The sequence below is a fragment of the Pseudonocardia sp. EC080619-01 genome, from assembly GCF_001420995.1.
GTDB lineage: Bacteria > Actinomycetota > Actinomycetes > Mycobacteriales > Pseudonocardiaceae > Pseudonocardia.
On record NZ_CP012184.1, the window covers coordinates 127,460 to 144,647 of the forward strand.

The 17,188-nt window shown below is 73.1% G+C and carries 15 protein-coding genes; 8 read left to right on the forward strand and 7 right to left on the reverse strand.

What is annotated here, in order from left to right; translation table 11 throughout:
* The 3 genes from pucL to AD017_RS00610 all read left to right on the forward strand — a co-directional run bounded on the left by pucL (position 1) and on the right by AD017_RS00610 (position 3,379).
* Positions 1-894, forward strand: coding sequence for a factor-independent urate hydroxylase (gene pucL / locus AD017_RS00600; RefSeq protein ID WP_010242316.1), 894 nt, complete (start codon positions 1-3; stop codon positions 892-894).
* A 5-nt stretch (positions 895-899) separates the two neighbouring features.
* The gene (locus tag AD017_RS00605; protein WP_010242319.1) at positions 900-2,288 is read left to right on the forward strand and encodes a nucleobase:cation symporter-2 family protein; all 1,389 of its coding nucleotides are present in this window, start codon (positions 900-902) and stop codon (positions 2,286-2,288) included.
* 92 nt (positions 2,289-2,380) lie between these two features.
* Positions 2,381-3,379, forward strand: a complete 999-nt coding sequence (locus tag AD017_RS00610) for an LLM class flavin-dependent oxidoreductase (RefSeq protein WP_060572221.1) — start codon at positions 2,381-2,383, stop codon at positions 3,377-3,379.
* 170 nt (positions 3,380-3,549) lie between these two features.
* Here AD017_RS00610 and AD017_RS35095 read toward each other — a convergent pair whose 3' ends face one another.
* From AD017_RS35095 to AD017_RS00630, 5 genes are all read right to left on the reverse strand, one after another.
* The gene (locus AD017_RS35095; RefSeq protein ID WP_168170479.1) at positions 3,550-3,693 is read right to left on the reverse strand and encodes a hypothetical protein; all 144 of its coding nucleotides are present in this window, start codon (positions 3,691-3,693) and stop codon (positions 3,550-3,552) included.
* 212 nt (positions 3,694-3,905) lie between these two features.
* On the reverse strand, positions 3,906-4,619 hold the full coding sequence (locus AD017_RS00615) for a GntR family transcriptional regulator (RefSeq protein WP_060572223.1): 714 nt from the start codon (positions 4,617-4,619) through the stop codon (positions 3,906-3,908).
* Positions 4,616-6,139 carry an FGGY-family carbohydrate kinase gene (locus tag AD017_RS00620; protein WP_082398985.1) on the reverse strand — a complete coding sequence of 508 codons (1,524 nt, stop codon included), beginning with the start codon at positions 6,137-6,139 and terminating at the stop codon, positions 4,616-4,618. Before AD017_RS00620 ends, AD017_RS00615 begins: the two co-directional genes overlap by 4 nt.
* Positions 6,136-7,338, reverse strand: coding sequence for a CaiB/BaiF CoA-transferase family protein (locus AD017_RS00625; RefSeq protein WP_060572225.1), 1,203 nt, complete (start codon positions 7,336-7,338; stop codon positions 6,136-6,138). The genes AD017_RS00620 and AD017_RS00625 overlap by 4 nt, the downstream gene beginning before the upstream one ends.
* A 71-nt stretch (positions 7,339-7,409) precedes the next feature.
* The gene (locus AD017_RS00630) at positions 7,410-9,104 is read right to left on the reverse strand and encodes a thiamine pyrophosphate-binding protein (RefSeq protein WP_060572228.1); all 1,695 of its coding nucleotides are present in this window, start codon (positions 9,102-9,104) and stop codon (positions 7,410-7,412) included.
* A 224-nt stretch (positions 9,105-9,328) separates the two neighbouring features.
* Here AD017_RS00630 and AD017_RS00635 point away from each other — a divergent pair, with 224 nt between their 5' ends.
* From AD017_RS00635 to AD017_RS00645, 3 genes are all read left to right on the forward strand, one after another.
* The gene (locus AD017_RS00635) at positions 9,329-10,552 is read left to right on the forward strand and encodes an IS110 family transposase (RefSeq protein WP_060572134.1); all 1,224 of its coding nucleotides are present in this window, start codon (positions 9,329-9,331) and stop codon (positions 10,550-10,552) included.
* A 410-nt stretch (positions 10,553-10,962) separates the two neighbouring features.
* Positions 10,963-12,903, forward strand: a complete 1,941-nt coding sequence (locus tag AD017_RS00640; RefSeq protein ID WP_060572229.1) for an alpha/beta fold hydrolase — start codon at positions 10,963-10,965, stop codon at positions 12,901-12,903.
* 181 nt (positions 12,904-13,084) lie between these two features.
* On the forward strand, positions 13,085-13,390 hold the full coding sequence (locus tag AD017_RS00645) for a DUF2795 domain-containing protein (RefSeq protein ID WP_060572231.1): 306 nt from the start codon (positions 13,085-13,087) through the stop codon (positions 13,388-13,390).
* 44 nt (positions 13,391-13,434) lie between these two features.
* Here the strand turns inward: AD017_RS00645 and AD017_RS00650 are convergent, their stop codons facing one another.
* Together AD017_RS00650 and AD017_RS00655 are read right to left on the reverse strand one after the other, a co-directional pair.
* The gene (locus AD017_RS00650; RefSeq protein WP_168170480.1) at positions 13,435-14,160 is read right to left on the reverse strand and encodes a G1 family glutamic endopeptidase; all 726 of its coding nucleotides are present in this window, start codon (positions 14,158-14,160) and stop codon (positions 13,435-13,437) included.
* 153 nt (positions 14,161-14,313) lie between these two features.
* Positions 14,314-14,688, reverse strand: a complete 375-nt coding sequence (locus AD017_RS00655; protein WP_145982612.1) for a hypothetical protein — start codon at positions 14,686-14,688, stop codon at positions 14,314-14,316.
* Between the two features lie 205 nt (positions 14,689-14,893).
* Here AD017_RS00655 and AD017_RS00660 point away from each other — a divergent pair, with 205 nt between their 5' ends.
* On the forward strand, positions 14,894-16,447 hold the full coding sequence (locus AD017_RS00660; protein ID WP_060572237.1) for an MFS transporter: 1,554 nt from the start codon (positions 14,894-14,896) through the stop codon (positions 16,445-16,447).
* 25 nt (positions 16,448-16,472) lie between these two features.
* Positions 16,473-17,075, forward strand: a complete 603-nt coding sequence (locus AD017_RS00665) for a TetR/AcrR family transcriptional regulator (protein WP_060572239.1) — start codon at positions 16,473-16,475, stop codon at positions 17,073-17,075.
* Positions 17,076-17,188: the final 113 nt, after the last annotated feature.

Sequence of the window (17,188 nt, forward strand, 5' to 3'; positions counted from 1 at the left end):
ATGCCCGTCCTCGGTCATACGCAGTACGGCAAGGCGGAGGTCCGCGTGGTGCGGATCTTCCGTGACGCGGACCCGCACGAGATCGCCGATCACAACGTCTCGGTCGCGCTGTCGGGGCAGTTCGCCGACACCCACCTGACCGGCGACAACACCCGCGTCCTCACCACCGACGCGGTCAAGAACACGGTCAACGCCTTCGCCAAGGAGGCGGGCGACGCCGCCCGCACCCCGGAGGTCTTCGGCCGGGAGCTGGCCCGCCACTTCGCCGCGGTGCCGCAGGTGGAGCGGGTCCGGGTGAACATCGAGACCTTCCCGTGGCGCCGGCTCGACCACGACGGCGCGCCGCACCCGCACGCGTTCGCCCGCGACGGCGGCCACACCCGCACCACCACCGTCACTCGCGCTGCCACCGGTGCGGAGTGGGTGACGTCGGGGGTGAAGGGCCTCGTCGTGCTCAAGACGACCGACTCGGAGTTCCACACCTTCTACACCGACCGCTACACGACGCTCGCCGAGACGACCGACCGCGTGATGGCGACCGAGGTGACCGCGCAGTGGTGGCACGCCGAGGACCCGGACGACTGGAACGCCTCGCACGCCGGCACCGTCGCGGCGATGACGTCGGCGTTCGCCGGGCACCACAGCCTCGCCCTGCAGCAGACGCTCCACGAGATGGGCACCCGGGTGCTCGCCGACGGGCCCGGCATCGGCGAGATCCGCTTCTCGCTGCCGAACAAGCACCACTTCCTGATCGACCTCTCCCCCTTCGGGCTCAAGAACCCTGGTGAGGTCTTCCACGCCGACGACCGGCCCTACGGCCTGATCGAGGGCACCGTCCGCCGCGACGACACCCCCGACCCGGGACCGGCCTTCGATCCCGGCCAGGGCTGGTGAGGGGCGTGCGACGGCTGCGGCTGCCGCGCCCCCGCCCGTCCGGTGAGGTGCACCCCGTCGACGAGGTGCTGCCCACCGGGACGCTGCTGCTCTACGGCCTGCAGCACGTCATGACGATGTACGCGGGCCTGGTCGCGGTCCCGCTGATCGTCGGCCAGGCACTCGGCCTGCCCTTCGCCGACATCTCCTACCTGCTCGCCGCGACCCTCCTCGTCGCCGGGCTGGCGACGCTCCTGCAGACGATCGGGATCTGGCGGATCGGCGCGCGGCTGCCGCTGGTGCAGGGCGTGTCGTTCGCCTCCGTCGCCTCGATGATCGCCATCGGCACCGGGGCCGGCGGCGGCCGGGCGGGGCTCACCCTGATCTTCGGCGCGACGCTCGTCGCCGGCGTCGCCGGCTTCCTGCTCGCGCCGCTGTTCCACCGTCTGATCCGGCTGTTCCCACCGGTCGTGACCGGGACGGTGATCACCGTCATCGGTGTCTCGCTGCTGCCGGTCGCGGTCCGCTGGGCGTCGGGGGCGTCCGAGGGCGAGCCGGGTGACCCGGCCGCGATCGGGCTCGCCGGGTTCACCCTGCTCGTGATCGTGCTGATCTACCGGTTCCTGCCCGGGTTCCTGGCCCGGATCGCGATCCTGCTGTCGCTGGTCGCCGGCACCGCGCTGGCCGCGGTCCTCGGGATGGCCGACTTCTCCCGCGTCGGGGAGGCGGCGTGGTTCGCGGTGTCGACGCCGTTCCACTTCGGGACGCCGCAGTTCTCCGTCGCCGCGATCATCTCGATGACCGTGGTGATGCTGGTGATCATGACGGAGACGACGGCCGACCTGCTCGCCGTCGGCGAGATCGTCGACCGCAGGGCGGACGGCCGGCGGGTCGTCGCCGGCCTGCGGGCCGACACGCTGTCCACCGCCGTCTCCGGTGGCCTGCTCAACAGCTTCCCGGCGTCGGCGTTCGCGCAGAACGTCGGCCTGGTCGCGATCACCGGGATCCGCAGCCGGTTCGTCGTCGCGGCGGGCGGCGCGATCCTGATGGTGCTCGGCCTGTTCCCGAAGCTCGGCGCCGTGATCGCCTCGGTGCCGCAGCCCGTGCTCGGCGGCGCGGGTCTCGCGCTGTTCGCCACCGTCGCCGCGTCCGGGATCCGGTCGCTGGCGAAGGTCGACTTCGACGGGCACGCGAACCTCGTGATCGTCGCGGTCGCGCTGGGACTGGGCGTGCTGCCGATCGCGGCACCCGACTTCTACGAGGGCTTCCCGGAGTGGTTCCGGACGGTCTTCGACTCCGGGATCAGCGCGGCCGCCGTCGCCGCGGTGCTGCTGAACGTGCTGTTCCACGGGGCGCGCGACCGGGAGACCAGCCCGGTCGCGGAGGCACCGGCACCGGTCGTCGACCAGGGCTGAGCCCGTCGCCGGCCGATCCGCCCGGAACGGGAAGTGCGAGCGGCCTCTCGTTGTTGGGAGGGAGGACGAGCTCCCGAACGAGAGGTACCGCCGTGTCCCTGCCACTGCCGTTGTCGATCCTCGATCTGGCCACCGTCTCCCGGGACGAGACCGTCGCCCAGGCCCTGGAGGCCAGCACGACGCTGGCGCAGCGCGCGGAGGACTGGGGCTTCCGGCGGATCTGGTACGCCGAGCACCACAACATGGGCAGCATCGCGTCGGCCGCGACCAGCGTGCTCATCGCGCACGTCGCCGCACGCACCGAGCGGATCACCCTCGGCTCGGGCGGCGTGATGCTGCCCAACCACTCGCCGCTGCAGGTCGCCGAGCAGTTCGGCACCCTCGCCGAACTGCACCCCGGCCGGATCGAGCTGGGCCTGGGCCGCGCGCCCGGCACCGACCAGGAGACGGTGCGCGCCCTGCGGCGCGACCCGAGCGCGTCCGAGCGCTTCCCGTCCGACGTCCGGGAGCTGCAGGCCTTCCTCGCACAGGACAGCCTCGTCCCGAACGTCCACGCCTACCCCGGCCGCGGCACCCGCGTACCGCTGTCGATCCTCGGGTCCTCGCTCTACGGGGCTCAGGTCGCCGCGCTGCTCGGGCTGCCCTACGGGTTCGCCTCACACTTCGCGCCGGACGCGCTGGAGCAGGCCGTCGCCCTGTACCGCAAGGAGTTCCGTCCGTCCGAGCAGCTCTCCGAGCCCCGCGTGCTGGCCGGGGTGAACGTCATCGCCGCCGACTCGGCCGAGGAGGCGGAGGCACAGTTCCGGGAGGCCCAGCGCCAGCGGGTGCGCCTGTTCACCGGCCGCCGCGGCCGTTCGCTGACCGACGCCGAGACCGATGCCGTGCTCGACAGCCCCGCTGGTGAGCAGATCCGGTCGATGACCCGCTACAGCGCCGTCGGCACGCCCGACACCGTCGCCCGGTACCTCGAGGAGTTCACCACCCGCGCCGACGCCGACGAGCTGATCGTCGCGGGGCTCGCGCCCCAGCGCGAGAGCTGGTGGCGCAGCTGGGAGCTGCTCGCCACGAAGGTCCAGGGCGCCGCCGCCTGAGCCCGGTGGGGCGCGACGGCGCCTCAGCGTCCGAGGCCGAGCAGGACCCCGAGGACGACGAGGCCCGAGCACAGCACGAGGTGGAGGACGCGGTGCTCGGCGAGCACCGCGACGAACTCCCGGGCCCGAGGTGGTGCCGCCCGAGCCGTCGGCCGGCCCCGGCGGAGAGGTCACGGGCCGGCCGGGGCGCCGGGCGCGGACGCGTCCGCCGGGCGGGCGCCGGGGACGACGCGGCCGATGTGCACGCCCGCGAAGTCGGTGACCTCGCCGTCCCGGTCGGCGGACCCGATGTGGACACCGGAGTGGTCGAGCACGACACCGCCGGGATCGGCGGACCCGATCCCGACACTGCTGAGTCCTGCACCGGCTGGGTCATGGCATCCGTCCGATCCGTGTGGGGCCGCGGGGCCGGGGCGGGGTCTGCACGACCTGCGCCCGTCCGTACGGAGGATCCGGCTCCCCGGGCACCGCCCGCACCCGCCGTCCGGCCCTCTCGCGCCGGGTCCAACGGTCCGGTCGGCCCGGGTCACCCCTCCAGACGGATGGAGAGCGGGAACTCCGGACGCGTCCAGCTCCGGGCGTACTCCACCGCCGTCGACGACTCGTCGTGGGTGATGCGCACCGACGCGATCAGCGGTCCGCCGCGGCGGACCGCGAGCACCCGCGCCTGTTCCGCCGTGGCCGCGGTCGCCGAGACCTCCATGTCCGCCCAGCTGAGCCGCAGGCCGTAGTGCTCACGGATGGTCCGGTAGAGCGACCCGCCGGTGAGCTCGACCCGCGCCAGCAGCGGCACCAGCGCGTAGGGCAGCCAGCTGACCTGCAGTGCGGCCGGCCGGTCGTCGATCAGGCGGAGCCGCTCGATACGGATCGTCTCCCGGCCCGCCGGGAGCCCGAGGTGCTCCCGGGCCTCCTCGGACGCGACGGTCGTCTCCCGTGCCCGCAGCTCCGTGCGGACCCGGGTCTCGTCGGTGCCCATCTCCTGGGCGAAGGAACCGAGCCGGTTCAGCCGGCGCCGCTGCGCGCTCGGACGGGTCACGAACGTGCCGGACCCCCGCCGCCGGACGAGCAGGTGTTCGTCCTGCAGCTGGCGGACCGCCTGGCGGACGGTCATCCGGCTCACGCCGTAGCGCTGCGCGAGGTCGGCCTCGCTCGGGAGCTGGACGTCGGGCGCCAGCGCCCCGGAGGAGATCTGCGACGACAGGTCCTCGTAGATGACCTGGTAGCGCGGGATCCGGCTCACGTGCCCCCTCGTCGTCCGTCGCTGTGATCACGTCGGGGACCGAGCGTATCGGTTCGGGTACCACCGCCCGGCGTCCCACGCGCCGGAGCATCAGGTGCGACGAGGGCGCGGGAGGCGAGCCACCGCGGGTACAGCTCGCCGTAGAGCGCGGCGCGCCCGGGATCGGGGTCGACGCGGTGCAGGCGCGGGCGCAGGTGTTCGAGTGCCTCGTCGAGGTCGCGGCCCGTCCCGGCGAGGGCGAGGGCGGCGGCGCCGAGCAGGGTGACGTCCGGGTCGTCGCAGACCAGCACGGTCCGGTCGAGCACGTCGGCGCGCAGCCGGGTGGCGGCCGCCGAGCGGGCCGCGCCACCGGCGAATACCACGGTTGTCGAGCCGGGCGAGTCTCCGGCGTCGAGCAGGTCGACGCCCTCCCGCACGGTGAAGGCCGCGCCCTCCCGGGCAGCCCGCAGCAGGTGTGCCGGGCCGTGGCCGAGCCCCTGACCGAGCACGGCGCCGCGGGTGGCAGGCCGCCACCGCGGGAACCGCTCGCCGGACATCGCCGGGATCACCTGCAGGCCGTCGGCCCCCGGCGCGACGGCGTCGACGACGTCCTCCTCGACCGTCCCGGCGAGCTCGCGCCAGCGGGCCACGGCACCTCCGGTGAGGCCGGTGGGCCCGCCGACGACCCACCGGCCGCCGGCCAGGGCCGGGTTCAGCAGGACCCCGCCGGCGGTCCCGGCCGGGTCGGTGCTCAGCCGTCCCAGCACGTCGGTGGTGCCGGCGACGTCGGCGATCAGGTCGGTGCGCCCACCGAGGAGCAGGCCGATGCCGACCGACCCGTCCGGCCCGCCGGCGACGACCGGGAGCCCGGCGGGCAGACCGGTCGCCGCGGCCACGTCGTCGCGGAGCCCGCCGACCGGGTCGGCCGGCCCGGCAGCCGCGGGCCACCAGCCCGCCGGCAGGTCCAGCTCGGTGAGGAGGTCGTGGTCCCACGTGCGGGTGCACACGTCGAACAGCAGCGTGTAGGCGGCGTCGACGGTGTCGGTCACCGGGGACCCGACGCAGCGCGCGACGAGGAAGTCCTTCGGTGAGAGCAGCGCGTGCACCCGTGCTGCCAGCTCCGGACGGCGTGCGCGCAGGTCGAGCGCGTGCGCGAGCCCGCCCGCGCCGGGGACGGGCCGGCCGCTGATCTCCCGGATCCGGTCCAGCACCGGCTCGGGGAGCGCGGCCACCAGGTCCGCGCCGCGGGAGTCGGCCCACCCGGTGGCGGGCCCGACCGGGCGGAGCTCGGGGTCGACCGCGACCGTCCCGATGTGCCCCGCGATCCCCAGCGCACCCACCGGACCGGGAGCGGTCCCGCGGACCCGGCCCAGCGCGGTGACCACATCGGACCAGAGCTGCTCGGCATCGACGTGCCCACCGCCCGCGCCGTCCGTACGCGGCACCCGGACGGCGCTCTCGACCGTGCCGTCACCGGAGACGACGGCGGCACGCACCGCCGAGGTCCCGACGTCGACGGCGACGACCCGGTCGCCGCTCACACCGCACCGGAGGAGCGCAGCCGCTCCAGCTCCGCGTCGTCCATCCCGAGGATCGTCCGGTAGACGTGATCGTTGTCCTCGCCCACGGTCGGCGGGGCCTTGCGCACGGTCGGCGGCGACTTCTCCATCTTGATCGGGTTGCCCGGCATCCGGATCGTCCCGAGCTTCGGGTGCTCGGACTCGACGACCATCTCCCGGGCGGCGATCTGCTCGGACTCCGCCACCTCGGGCACCGTCGCCACCCTGGCGAACGGGATCCCGGCCTCCTCCAGCACGTCGCCGATCTCGTCGGCGGTGCGGTCCCGGGCCCAGTCCGCGACGACCGCCTCCAGCTCCGGGACGTGCTCCATCCGCCCGGGCACGGTGCGGTAGCGCTCGTCGGTGGCCAGCTCGTCGCGGCCGATGGCGTGGCAGAGCTTGGGCCACAACGAGTTCGTCCCGGCCTGGATGTACATCTGGGCGTCGGCGCAGGCGTAGACGTTGACGGGCGCGGTGAGCAGGTCCCGGGAGCCGTTGCGGGGCATCTCGCTGCCCAGCATCAGCCAGCTGATCAGCCGGGTGCCCAGGGTGGCGAACATCGAGTCGAGGCTGGCGACGTCGACCCGCTGCCCCTCCCCCGTCCGCTCCCGGTGCATCAGTGCGGCGAACGTCCCGAGCGCGGCCTGGAACCCGGTGACGTAGTCGGCGATGTAGGTGCCGGTCAGGGTGGGCGGGCCGTCCGCCTCACCGGTGGTGTCCATCAGGCCGGACGAGGCCTGGGCGATCGCGTCGAACAGGGCGCGCCGCGACAGCGGCCCGGTCTGGCCGAACCCGGAGATCGAGGTGAGGACGATGTCCGGCTTGAGCTCGGTCATCCGCTCGTAGCCGATGCCCATCTTCTCGATGGTGCCGGGCCGGTAGTTCTCCACGACCACGTCGGCCCACCGGACGAGCTGCTCGAGGACCCCGAGCGCGTCGGGGTGGCGGGTGTCGAGCGTGGCGCCGTACTTGTTGCGGTTGTAGAGCATCGTGTAGACGCTCTCGCCCTCGTAGTACGGCTCGTGGTGACGCGCGTCCTCGCCGTCGGGACGCTCGACCTTCACCACCTCCGCGCCGAAGTCGGCGAGGATCTGCGCGCAGCTGGGGCCGGCGATGAACCGGGACAGGTCGAGGACGCGGAACCCGGCCAGGGGGCCGGGCGCGTGGGGGGCGGACTGCACTGTCTGTTCCCTTCGGTGACCGGTCGCCGCCGTCCGGGCGGGACGGCGGCGACGGTGCGGTCGTTCGCGCCTCAGCCTGCCCGATGGGGCAGGAAGGCCTCGTAGGTCCAGGCGTTGGCGGCGCGGTCGAGGACGACGTCGACCAGCGCGGGCCGCCCGCTCGCGAAGGCCGACTTCACCGCGTCGACGAGCTCCTCGACGGTCGTCACCCGGCGGCCGGGCACGCCCATCCCCTCGGCGACCCGGGCGAAGTCGACCTGGCCGAAGTCGACGCCGATGGTGCGGCCGTCGAAGTGGAGCTCCTGCTCCTGGCGGATGTTGCCGTAGCTGGAGTCGTTGAGCACCACGAGGCACACGGGGCCGCCGACCCGGGCCAGCGTCTCGATCTCACCGAGGCTCATGCCCAGCGAGCCGTCACCGATCAGCGCGAGCACAGGCCGCTCGGGGTCGTCGGCGACCGAGGCGATCGCCGCGGGCAGAGCGAAACCCATGTTCCCGAACCCGACCGGCTTGATGTAGCGGTACGGCCGGGGCATCTCCCAGAGGAACGACCAGACACCGGGGTTGCCGGCGTCCGGGATCAGGACCGACTCGGGCGGGGTGACCTCGCGCAGCGCACGCACGACGACCGCGGGCGAGACCGTGCCCGGGGTCTCCGGCTCGCGGGACCCCGAGAGCTCCCACCAGTCCTTCTCGGCCTGCTGCAGCCCGGTCACCCATCCGGCCCGCGACTCCCGTGCCGCGGCGGCACCGCCGGTGGTGGCCTCGACGAGCGAGGTGCAGAACGCGCCGAGGTCACCGACGACGCCGGTGGTCGTCTCGGAGTAGTAGCGGCCGATCATCGTCGGGTCGACGTCGACCTGGACGACCGGCGGCAGCGCGGTCTTCCAGCGGCGGGTGGAGACGGCGTTGAGGCTGTTGCCCAGCGCCAGCACCAGGTCGGACTCGGCGAGCACCCGCGAGGTGAGGGCGGTGCCCATCCGGGACAGCGCCCCGAACACCAGCGGGTGGCCGGTCGGGACCGCCCCCATGCCGTTGAACGTGGTGATGACCGGGATGTTCAGAGAGTCGGCCAGCGCCAGCACGTCGTCGGCGGCCCTGGCGCGGTTGCCGCCGTTGCCGAGCCAGATCACCGGGCGCTCCGCGGCGAGCACCCGTTCGGCGACCTCGGCGACCGCGGCCGGAGCCGGCACCGGACGGGTGCCGACCCAGGTCCGGGACGGGTGGGTCGCCGGCACCTCGGGCGGGGCGTCGACGACGTTCTCGATGGTGTCGCGGGCGAAGTCGAGGTGCACCGGGCCGGGGTTGCCGGTCATGGCGACGACGTAGGCCTCCTCCATCGCCTGCTTGATCGACGAGGCGTGCGCGACGAGCCGGCTGTACTTGGTGAAGGGCTCGAAGATCTTGACGTGGTCGGCGTTCTGCGCGTCGTCCTTGTGGATGTTCTCGCCGTTGTTGTTGCAGGTGACGATGATCGCCGGGCTGGAGTCGCGGAACGCGCCGCCGACGCCGGTGAGGAGGTTCGTCGCACCGGGTCCGGTGGTCGCGATCGCGACGGCGGGGGTGCCGGTGAGCCGGCCGTAGGCGTCGGCCATCACCGCGGCGGCGTTCTCGTGCCGGGTGTGGACCATCTCGATGCCGGGGGTGTCGATGATCGCGTCGGTGATCGCCAGGGTCTGCCCGCCGACCACGCCGAAGACGTGGCGGACCCCCAGCGACTCGAGCATCTTCACGACCAGCTGGCCGCCGGTCATCTTCTCCGACATGCGGTGTCCCTAAGGTCGTAGGTGTTCGGGGTTGGTGCCCCGGATGCCCGGGACGACGGGGTGTGGCTGATGAGGTGTTGTCGCTTCGGTGGCTCGGAAGGAATGGCCGCCCCGTCGTGCTGGACAGGCCTGGCCACTGATTCGGATCTGTGCGGACCGTCGCTGATTAGGGACCTGATGGCGGGTTGTCCACGGGCGTGACCTGCAACGACAGGAGCCTGCGCGTGGCGCAACGGCCAGTGATCTGGATCGGGATCGACGTCGGGAAGAGGACGCACCATGCGTGCGCGATCGATACCGACGGCAAGGTGGTGTTCTCCCGCAAGGTCAGCAACGACCAGGCCGCGATCGAGGCGTTGCTGGCCCGCGCTGCGGAAGCGGCCCAGGACGTGCGGTGGGCCATCGACCTGACCTGCAGCTATGCGGCGCTGCTGCAGGTGGTCCTCACCGCGGCCGACCAGCAGGTGGTCTATGTCCCCGGTCGGGTCGTCGACCGGATGAGCGGCGTGTTCCGGGGCGAGGCCAAGACCGACGCCCGTGACGCGAAGGTCATCGCCGAGACCGCCCGCATGCGCGGCGCCGACCTCACCACGGTCACCGCCACTGATGAGACCACTGCCGAACTGGCCCGGCTCGTGGCCCATCGCGAGGACCTGATGGCCGACTGGGTGCGCGGGGTCAACCGGCTGCGTGACCTGCTCGGGTCGATCTTTCCCGGTCTCGAGGCGGCATTCGACTATTCCACCCGCAGCGCTCTGGTGCTGGTCACCGGGTTCCAGACACCCCAGGCCCTCCGGGACGCCGGCGAGGCAGGGGTGATCGAGTACCTGCGTGCCCATCGGGCGTGGGCACCGGGTATTGCTGCGATGGCCGCCACCGCGGTCGAGGTCGCCCACGCCCAGACCGTGGCACTGCCCAGCGAGACGCGGACCGCGATCCTTGTTGCCGGCCTGGCCCGACGACTGCTGGAACTCGACCGGGAGATCAAGGACACCGACAAGCTGATCACCACCGTGTTCCGCTCCCACCCGGACGCGGCGATCATCGAGTCGCTGCCCGGTCTCGGACCCATCCTGGGCGCGGAGTTCCTCACCGCCACCCACGGCGGTGTCGGCCCTGAACTGGGCGGATTCACCTCTCCAGGGCGGCTGGCCTCCTACGCCGGACTCGTCCCGGTGCCCCAGGACTCCGGCCGGATCAGCGGGAACCTGCGTCGCCCACGACGCTACAACCGCCGCCTGCGGCGAGTGTTCTACATGGCCGCACTGTCCAGCCTCAAGGTCAATGGCCCGTCCCGGGCCTTCTACCAGCGCAAACGCAGCGAAAGAATGCTTCATACCCAGGCTCTGCTCGCCTTGGCCAGACGCCTGGTCGACGTCCTGTGGGCCCTGCTGCGTGACCGGAGGATGTTCACCATCACCGCACCACAACCCGCTATCGCGGCTTGACACGGTCATTCGGATTCCTCTCGGTGATGGTAGGGAGCCGGCGCGTCCGGCCCGCGTGTCCGTGCGGTGCGGACGTCGTCCTGCCGGCGGAGGCGGGGACCGCGTGCTGCCGTCCCGCCACGGTGGTCGCGCGGCCTCGTCCCGCCGCCGGCCGCACGGCCCCGGACCGAGGCCGGAGGCCGTTCGCGAGGGCGCCGGGGCACCTGTCGTGGGGCCGAAGAGTAGGTACCGGCACCGGGCCCGGGAAGGGACCAACGGCCTGGGCGGTGGCCGGTCCGCCGTTGCTCCGAGCCGGACCTGGCTGTGACCCGCGCCACGCCCGCTTGAGTGTGCCGCGACGGCACCCGTTGCCATGGCCCCGTCACCGCGCGCCGTGGAGATCCCCCGGGCGCACACCGAGGAGGGCACCGATGACCCAGGCACCCGGCCGGACCGAGCAGGCACCGACGCGGATCGAGCTCGAGGAGTTCTTCGCCGACCCGGTGTTCTCCGGCGCGTCCCTGTCCCCCGACGGCACCCGGATCGCCTACCTGGCCCCGCACCTCGGCCGGCGCAACGTCTGGGTCCGCGGCATCGACGAGGACCACACCGACGCCGTCTGCGTCACCCACGACTCCCGCCGCGGCATCACGAAGTACCACTGGACCGACGACCCGCGCTGGCTGCTCTACGAGCAGGACACCGACGGCAACGAGGACTGGCACCTCTACCGGGTCGATCTCGACGCTCCCGACCAGCCGGCCGTCGACCTCACCCCGATGGACCCGGGTTCGCGCGTGGTCGGCGTCGACCCGCTGGAGTCGCAGCCCGGGAACGTGCTGGTCGGCATGAACCGCAACCCCCTGTCGGTCGACCTGTTCCGGATCGAGGTCGCGACCGGCGAGACGACGCTGCTGCTCGAACAGCCCGAGCCCCGGGGCAACTACCTGGTGGACCGGGACGGCGCGCCCGTCTTCCACTCGTTGCTGACCGAGGACGGCACCTGGGAGTTCTCGGCGGTCGACCCCGAGACCCACGAACGACGCCTGCTGCGCCGCGTCAGCGGCCCCGAGCACCCGCTGGGCGTGCAGCCCCAGCTCGTCACACCGGACGGTTCCGGCCTGCTGCTGGGCTCCTACCAGGACTCCGACGACCTGCGGCTGGTGCGCGTCGACCGGGAGACCGGCGAGGAGACGGTCGTCGCCGCCGTCGAGGGCCACGACCTGTGCACCCTCGGGTTGATGGCTCCCGGCGTGCTGCCGCCGACCGTGTTCACCAGCCGCCGGACCGGCGAGGTGATCGCCGCCCGCTTCGTCGGCGAACGGCCGCACATCGAGGTCCTCGACCCGCACTTCGCGGAGGTCTACGCCGAGCTGGAGAAGCTGTCCGACGGCGTGCTGGGCACGCTCTCCTCGGACGAGTCGGAGCAGCGCTGGATCGCCACCTTCGTCCACGACCGCGACCCGGCGGTCACCTGGCTCTACGACCACTCCACCGGCGAGAGCAGGATCCTGTTCCGCCCCTACCCGCACCTGGACCCGGCCGCGCTCGCCCCGATGGAGCCGGTGAGCTTCCGGGCCCGGGACGGGCTACCGCTGCACGGCTACCTGACGCGGCCGGTCGGCGCCGGGCCCGAGCGCCTGCCGCTCGTGCTGCTCCCGCACGGCGGACCGTGGGTGCACGACACCTGGGGCTACAGCGCGGAGGTCCAGTTCCTGGCCAACCGCGGCTACGCGGTGCTGCAGGTCAACTTCCGCGGGTCCTCCGGCTACGGCAGGCGGCACATCACCGCGGCGATCGGCGAGCTCGCCGGCGCGATGCACGACGACCTCATCGACGCCACCGAGTGGGCCGTGACCCAGGGCTGGGCCGACCCGGCGCGGCTCGGCATCTACGGCGGGTCCTACGGCGGGTACGCCGCGCTCGTCGGCGTCACCGTGACACCGGACCACTTCGCCGCCGCCGTGGACTACGTCGGCATCTCCGACCTGGCGAACTTCATGCGGACGCTGCCGCCGTTCGTCCGGCCGTACCAGGTGAACGCCTGGTACCGGTATGTCGGCGACCCGGACGTCCCCGAGCAGGAGGCCGACATGCTGGCCCGCTCGCCGATCACCATGGTCGACCGGATCCGGACGCCGCTGCTGGTCGCCCAGGGCGCCAACGACGCCCGCGTCGTCCAGGCCGAGTCGGACAACATCGTCGCCTCGCTGCGCGAGCGCGGCGTCCCCGTGGAGTACCTGCTCGCCGAGGACGAGGGCCACGGGTTCGCCAACCCGGAGAACCAGATCCGGTTCTACCGGGCCATGGAGCGGCACTTCGCCGAGCACCTCGGCGGCGACGCCGGACGCAGGTCGTCCGCGATCTCCTGAGCCGGAGCCCGGCGTTCCACCATGCGGACCACCGGATCGCCGGACCGACCACGACGGTGCGAATCCGGAACGAAGTCCGCGCACGATCGTGTGCGAGGGTTCGCGGCCGTGGCGCCGTGCTCTCAGGGCGGCCACAGCTTCTCAGGGCCCCCACAGCACGCCCCGTCGAGACTCTCCGGCCATGCGGCGCGACCACGGTCCGGAGAACGAGCTCGGGATCCCCCTCGAGGATCCCCGGGTCCCGGTGACCCGGATCGAGGTCCTGGACTTCGTCGGGGAGGCGTTCGACGACGACCGGCCCACCCGGTCGGCACTCGTCACCCACGCCGCGGCCGAGGGTGCCCGGCCCGCTCTGCTCGAGCTGCTCGCCACCCTCCCCGACGGCCGGTTCGACGACCCGGACGCGTTGTGGGCGGCACTGCCCGGCGTCCCCGTCGATCTCCGGGACGGCCGGCCCGGCTCCCGCGCCGGCCCGGCGGACGGCTGAGGACTGACGCTGCGCCCGTACTCACCTGGTTCCGAACCCGGTGGCTACCCCCGGAGCTGTCGGATCGTGAAGGCGTCCCCGGACATCCGGCCCGTCGCGGTCATGAAGCCCTTCCCGTCGGTCGCGTCGATCGCCGTCGCCGACCGCGCACCCATCGACTCCCCGTCGACCGTCGCCCCGGTGAACCGCACCGACCCGAACCTCGGGAACGCGCCCTGCTGCGCCTCCAGCACGACCTCGGCCGAGACGTTCGCCCCGGCGTGCGTCCTGACCACGCTGCGGCTGTCGCCACGGGTGAGGTTCCGGATCGTCATCGTGTACGCGTCGCCGCTGCGGACCACCTCGGCCGCGATCTCGTCCCCGGTCCGGACGGTCATCGAGTGGTACACCGCCGGGGCGGGCGCGATCTCGAACCACGCACGGTGGACCGGCTCGCCGCCGACGCAGGTCGTCGCGACACCGGTCTGCTGGACGGTGCTGCTGCCGTAGCCGTCGATCCCGACCCAGGGTGCGAACGGCGTGGCACCGGCCGTGCACGCGACGTCCGGCACGGTCCACCGCGCCGACACCGACCGGAACCCGGAGCCCGTCACGACGTAGCCCGACCAGTTCCCACCGTCCACGGAGAACGGCGGTCCGGCCGGTCCGTCCTGTCGCGCCCCCTCGGCGTGCGCCGGGACCGGTGTGAACACCACCGCGACGACGGCGAGCGCCACCAGCAGCGCACCTCTCCTCCGCTCCGCTCCGGCGGGGGTCCGGTCTGTCCGCATGCGGAACCTCCTGTCGGACGGGGTGCCGGGCCGGAGGCGTGACGCTACGGCGGACGCCGACCGAGCACAGGTACGTCCGGCCCGGCCGGGCCCGGCATCGGTCCCGGCGGGCCCCGGGACCTTCGGACGTGGCGGGCCGGGCATCCGGACCGGTCAGAGCATCGCCTCGATCTCCTCGCGGTGATGGGCCAGCGGCGTGGTCGGGAACCCGAAACGGTCCTGGTGCCGGGTCGCCGAGCCGCACCATCCGCACCGGCCGGCCGGGTCGAGCACGGCCCGCCCCTCCAGCTCGGCCCGTCGCGTGACGGCACCGTCCGGCCGGGTTCCCCGTTGCGGCCGCCCGGACCGTCCCGGCCCCGCGCGCCGCCCCGAGGAACGCAGGAACAACCAGACTGCGGCGACCGGGACGGCGACCAGCACCGCGGCGACCGCGAGCCACTGGACGACCCCGACCACGAGGCTCAGGACCACGAACGCCAGCACGACGATGCCGACGGCCTGCGCCAGCGTGAGCACGATCCTCGACACGACGACTCCCGATCCGACGAACGCTGTCGCCGCTCGGGTCGCGCCGCGGCGGCGCGGCGTTACGGCCACACGGTCTGCCCCGGTCGACCGCCGGTGTCGCCATCGGTACGCGGGCACCCGCCTCACCCGGACTCCACCACTCTTTCCAACTACATGAACGATGGTACAACTAGTACGATCGCTCAACTTCTTGTGAGGAGTCACCGTGCCGTCGACGGACGACGATCGGGCCGGGGTCCGTGAGTGGGCAGGGCTCGGCGTGCTGGCGCTGCCGACGGTCCTTCTCGGTCTCGACATCACCGCGCTCTACCTCGCGGTGCCGGCGCTGTCGTCGGATCTGCGCCCGAGCAACGTCCAGGCGTTGTGGATCATGGACGTGTACGGGTTCCTGATCGCGGGGCTGCTGATCACCATGGGGACGCTCGGTGACCGGCTCGGGCGCCGGCGTCTGCTCCTGGTGGGAGCGGGTGCGTTCGGCCTCGCGTCCGTCGCGGCAGCGTTCTCGACGTCGGCGTCGATGTTGATCGCTGCGCGTGCCGCGCTGGGGGTCGCCGGCGCGACGCTGATGCCGTCGACCCTGGCACTGATCGGGAACATGTTCCGGGACCCGCGACAGCGAAGTCTCGCCATCGGGATCTGGGCGACCATGTTCGCTCTCGGGATGGCACTGGGTCCGATCGCCGGTGGGCTCCTGCTGGAGCGCTTCTGGTGGGGATCGGTGTTCCTGCTGGCACTGCCGGTCGTCGCGATCGTGATGATCGCCGCACCCCTGCTGCTTCCCGAGTACCGCGATCCCGGTGCCGGGCGCCTCGACCTGCCGAGCGTCGGGGTCTCGCTGCTGGCGATACTGCCGGTGGTCTATGCCGTCAAGCACGGCGCCGATGCCGGCCTCGACACGACGACCTTCGTCGCGGCGACCGTGGGGGTGGTGTCCGCGGCCGTGTTCGTCCGCCGGCAGCTCAGGCTCACCGACCCGCTGCTGGATCCGGGCATGTTCCGCGCCCCGGCGTTCAGCGCGGCGCTGGTCGTGCTGCTGGTCGCGCTCGTCGGTGTCGGCGGTGCGATGTTGCTGGTCACCCGGCATCTGCAGGTGGTCGAGCAGCTCTCTCCGCTCACCACCGGGTTGTGGATGGGACCGGCCGCACTGGCGATGTTCGCGGCGGCGATCACCGCACCGCTGCTGGCACGCCGGATCCGGCCCGCCGTCATCGTCTCGACGACCCTCGGGGCCTCTGCGGCCGGCCATCTGTTGCTGAGCCGGGTCGAGGGCCCGGGCAACGTCGGGACCGTGGTGGTCGCGTTCGCGCTGGTCTACCTCGGACTCGGCGCGATCGCTGCGCTCGGCACCGATCTGGTCGTGGGGAGTGCTCCGGCCGGCAGGGCCGGCTCCGCCGCAGCCATGTCGGAGACGGTCCAGGAGCTGGGAATCGCAGTCGGCGTCGCCGTCCTCGGAAGTCTCGCCGACTCCGTCCACCGGGCCACCGTGCTCGCCGACCCCCGCGCCGAGCTGCTCGACGCCGGTACGTCGAGCCTCGCCGGAGCCGTCGCCGCCGACCTTCCACCGGCCGCACTCGATGCGGCCCGGGAGGCACAGACCGCCGGCCTGGGCGTCGTCGGAACGGTTGCCGGTGTCGCCGTCGCGGCTCTGGCGGTGATCGCCCTCGTCCTGCTGCGCGGCGTCGGCCCGATCGGGGCGGCCGGGTCCGGGACGACGGCCGGTGAGCCGCGGCGGCGTACCGGGCGGATCGATAACCTGTAGCGGTCACGAGCCCGAGGAGGTTCCCGTGCCGCGAACCACAGCGACCGCGTCGGGCGCCGACGCCTCTCCCGCCGCGCACCCGGACGGGCGGCGGGCCCGCGGCGATCGTCGTCGGACCGAGCTGATCGCGGCGACCCTGCGGGTGGTCGAGCGCGACGGCGCCGCCGGAGTCACGCACCGCGCCGTCGCCCGTGAGGCGGAGGCCCCGGCCAGCCTGGCCACCTACTACTTCGCCACTCTCGACGACCTCCTGGTCGCCGCACTGACCGACGTCTGTCGGCACTACGAGACCGTGCTGGAGTCCACTCTGGCCTCCGGCGAGGACCCGTTGACCGGGCTCGCCCGGCTGCTGTCCGAGTCGGGCACCGAGACCGGCCGCGGCCGCGCACTGGCCGAGCGCGAACTGTCGACGCTCGCTGCTCGCCGCCCCGCGCTGCGTGGCCTGGCCCATGGGTGGCGCAGGAAGGTCGCCGACATCGCCCGCACCCGCACCGACGACCCGACGGCCGTCGCGGCGCTCATCGCCGCTGCGGACGGTCTGTGTGCATCGGTCCTGCTCGCCGACGACCTTCCTGACGTCGACCACCTGCGGGGCGTCCTCGTTCACGCTCTCGGCACCGGGACCTGACGCGCGGACCGGGCGCCTCGGCCACCGCCCGAGGCGCGACACGAGATGGTGCAACCGTGGTGGCCGCCGGCCGTGCCGGCGGTGATCCAGCTCGGCGACGCGGCCCTGTGCGT

Bases quoted from the DNA above. Each gene is read 5' to 3' on its own strand.
- pucL (WP_010242316.1), top strand. From the start codon at position 1: ATGCCCGTCCTCGGTCATACGCAGTACGGCAAGGCGGAGGTCCGCGTG.
- AD017_RS00630 (WP_060572228.1), bottom strand. From the start codon at position 9,104: ATGTCGGAGAAGATGACCGGCGGCCAGCTGGTCGTGAAGATGCTCGAG.
- AD017_RS00640 (WP_060572229.1), top strand. From the start codon at position 10,963: ATGACCCAGGCACCCGGCCGGACCGAGCAGGCACCGACGCGGATCGAG.
- AD017_RS00645 (WP_060572231.1), top strand. From the start codon at position 13,085: ATGCGGCGCGACCACGGTCCGGAGAACGAGCTCGGGATCCCCCTCGAG.
- AD017_RS00650 (WP_168170480.1), bottom strand. From the start codon at position 14,160: ATGCGGACAGACCGGACCCCCGCCGGAGCGGAGCGGAGGAGAGGTGCG.